We start from the raw sequence: 3,682 nt of genomic DNA, 5'->3' as shown, positions 1-3,682 counted from the left end.
TGGCCATTGCCCATTGCCCAATGCCAATTGCCCATTGCCCATTTCCCATTGCCCATTGCCCATTGCCCATTGCCCATTGCCCATTGCCCATTGCCCCATGCCCCATTGGCTAAAGATTACCAAAGCCTTTTTTCTTTTTATCCTTCTTTTTCTTTTTAGCACTTCCAGCGTCAGTATAACCTCGCCATCCTGGGGCGGGGGGGCGATTGCCTGCGGGGTAGGGATTGCCCATACCACCACCGCCGAACATACCGGGCATACCGGGAATACCGCCACCTTGACTCATTTGCTGCATGAGCGATCGCATCTTTTGAAAATCAGCTACTAACTTACTCACATCGGCTTCTCTATAACCAGAACCACCCGCAATTCGCCGGCGTCGGCTGGGAGAACTTGCCAACAAATCGGGATCGTGGCGTTCGTGTTTGGTCATGGAGTTAATCATCGCCTCACAGCGTTTTAGCTGGGTTTCTCCCTGCTTTAGCTGATCGTCTGATAGCTTGTTCATTCCCGGAATCATCTTGATGATACCACCCAGCGATCCCATGTTTTTCAGCAGGCGCAACTGTTTGAGAAAGTCCGTAAAATCGAACTTTGCGGAAAGCATTTTCTCCTGCATTTTCTCGGCATCTGCCAAGTCGATTTCTTCTTGAGCCTTTTCTACCAACGTCAGAACATCGCCCATTCCCAAAATTCGCGATGCCATCCGCTCAGGGTAAAATGGTTGGAGAGCCTCAACTTTTTCACCCACGCCGACAAACTTAATCGGCGCACCCGAAATTTGCCGCACTGATAAAGCTGCACCACCACGACTATCGCCATCGAGTTTGGTGAGAATTGCTCCAGTAATGCCGATTTGATCGTGGAAGGTGCGGGTGAGATTTGCCGCTTCTTGACCGGTCATTGAGTCCACCACCAACAGCGTTTCGTGCGGTTGGACTGTTTCTTTGATGCGGGCTAACTCTCCCATCATCTCTTCATCGATTTGCAAGCGCCCCGCAGTATCGATAATTACTGTATCAACACCTTCTGCCCGACCGCGTTCGATACCTTGACGGGCGATTTCTACTGGGTCAGCATCGCTTCCCAGGGAAAATACTGGCACGTCAATTTGCTTACCCAGTGTTATTAGCTGGTCAATAGCTGCCGGACGATACACGTCTGTTGCCACCATTAAGCAGCTGCGTTCTAATTTACGTAAATGTAAAGCTAACTTAGCTGTGGCTGTGGTTTTACCCGTTCCCTGCAACCCAGCCATCAGCACAACAGTGGGCGATTTTTCAGCTTGTGCTAAGGGAACATTAACATCCCCCATTACCTGCACCAGTTCATCGTAAACAATTTTAATGAACTGTTGGTCAGGTCGCACACCAGCAGTTACCTCGGCTCCTTGAGCCTTTTCCTCGACTCCGGTAATAAAATCTTTGACTACCTGAAGATTGACATCTGCTTCCAACAAAGCACGACGCACTTCACGCAAAGCGTCTTGAATGTTGGATTGGGAAATTTTGTCCTGTCCTCGCAGTTTCTTCCAGGCAGCTTCTAAACGGTCAGATAGAGCATCAAACATAATTTGGTTACAGGTAGTTAGCCGACAAGGAAGCATGAACTGTAGCATTTGGGTGCCACTGTTTAACTTCCGGTATTTTCAGGTGCTATTTACCAGCTTAGTAGTTTTCATTCCGTCTGTAGCTACCGAATACCTAGTGAGGGCAGGGGGAAAAATATTTCTTCTTTCTTACCATGAGTCCCTTAACTATCAGTCCCTTTCCCCCTCATCAAAAAGCCCAATACCTAATGCCCACAAAAATGTAACATTTCTATACCACAATATATATTGAGTTATCATTCATACATTATCTTGATTTCCTGACAACAGAGATTTCCAGTCGTAACCAGTAGTAAAGCGATCGCTCTTCCCCACCTCTGAATTTATCCCTAACTAGATTACCCAGCCAAAGTTTCCCGCGCTCAAAGTATAAACAATGACTATGGCGTTACCTTCATCCCCCTCGTTCAAAGATTTAATTAGGCAGAAATCAAGATTTTTTAAATGTAAATACACGCAAATAAACTAAAAAAATATTATAAATAATACATTATTTTTCTATTTAGGAATTTATCTATCAATTCAGGATGCGATCGGCTTATAGATTCTGATCAAAATTCCCTAATTAATCGGGCACTGCATTACCTTTAAAAACTTCTCTAGTTTTCATACCTGCCTGTAACAAAATACCTTGGTTATGACACGTTATTGTCCGCAAGAGTGCATCATATCGTCTAATTTACTATTTTACCTTAGGATTTGTAGGTTGAATCACTGGTAAATTCTGGGCTAATTAAACTAATTGTAAAAACAACGAGGAAAGTATTTAAGCATGACTCTAACCAATCGGAAAAATAGTACTTTTTATCGAGAAGCGAAAGCAAAACTGATTTCATTGCTCAAGCAAATTATTATTCTGGCTACTATGGGTTTTATAGTGATGCTGCTGACGAACGGGAAACCACCAGCAGCTCTGGTTGGTTTCAGCCTTTGCTTAATTGCTTTTTTTGTAACTAGAAGAAAAAAAAATTGGCTTTTAGAGAAGCCTCAATTGACATCTGAAACGAACAATTTATCAGCAGCTACCCTAAATGATGCTGACTTGAGCGATGCGGAAATCAACAAACTATCGCTTTATCAAGATTTGCTACAAAAGTTTGTTAATCGAGTACCTGAAGAGCAATTAAGCAAAGCTTACTTTATCCTTGCCAATCTTAATAATATCAATCTCAATAATATTAACCTTGATGATTTATATTTCAGTGGTACTAATTTTAGTAATGCTCAGTTAGAAAATGCCAGCTTTTTAAATGGCAACTTATGCGGTGCAAATCTCAGCAATGCAAATCTCAGCAATGCAAATCTCAACAGTGCAAATCTCAACAGTGCAAATCTCAGCAATGCAAATCTCAGCAATGCTCAGTTAGTGAATGCAAACCTCAGCAGTGCCAACCTCAACAGTGCTCATTTAGTGGGTGCCAACTTCAATGGTGCCAACCTCAGCGAAGCCAACTTCAATGGTGCTAACCTCAACAATGCCAACCTTAGGGGTGTCTATTTATGGAATGGCAAGTTCAACGATGCTCAATTAATCGGTGCGAACTTCAGCAATGCCTACATGAACAGTGTAAAGTTGAAGAATGCCAATCTCAGCAGTGCTAACTTAATGGATGCGAAACTAAGCGATGCCAAACTTAAGGATGCTAACCTCAGCAATGCCGACTTGAGAGGGGCAGACCTCAGCAGTGCTAATTTGAAGAATGCTAACTTTAGCGATGCTAACCTCAAAGATGCGAACTTATGTGGGGCTAATTTAGAGGATGCGAATTTGAATAATGCTGACTTAAGAAATGCTGATTTGAGCAATGCCAACTTGAATAATGTGAAAGTCGAGAAAACTCGCTTTGGATCGAATCAAGGCTTTTCTGAAGAGATGAAGCTAGAGTTAATGCTTCTGGGGGCAATTTTTGAGAGTTAGGGGTTTGGAGTTAGGAGTTAGGGGTTAGGGGTTTGGAGTTAGGAGTTAGGGGTTAGGAGTTAGGGGTTAGGAGTTAGGAGTTAGGAGTTAGGGGCTGTATCTTACACACATCTGACGCTGCCGCCGACGAGTCACGTGTAGTTCTCCGGTGGAGC

Annotated in this window: 2 protein-coding genes; one reads left to right on the top strand and one right to left on the bottom strand. The window is 43.5% G+C overall.

All coding sequences use genetic code 11. The annotated features are described in order from the left end of the window. Positions 1–109: 109 nt before the first annotated feature. A complete protein-coding gene (gene ffh, locus OGM63_RS03730; protein WP_263744163.1) occupies positions 110–1,570 on the bottom strand; it encodes a signal recognition particle protein in 1,461 nt (486 codons plus the stop codon). Between the two features lie 811 nt (positions 1,571–2,381). Here ffh and OGM63_RS03725 point away from each other — a divergent pair. Next, on the top strand, positions 2,382–3,527 hold the full coding sequence (locus OGM63_RS03725; protein ID WP_263744162.1) for a pentapeptide repeat-containing protein: 1,146 nt from the start codon (positions 2,382–2,384) through the stop codon (positions 3,525–3,527). The last annotated feature ends 155 nt before the right edge of the window (positions 3,528–3,682 follow it).

The sequence above is a fragment of the Plectonema radiosum NIES-515 genome (assembly GCF_025753815.1).
GTDB lineage: Bacteria > Cyanobacteriota > Cyanobacteriia > Cyanobacteriales > Nostocaceae > Hassallia > Hassallia radiosum_A.
Note: the sequence above shows the minus strand (reverse complement) of the source record. Positions and strands in the feature narration are given on the sequence as shown.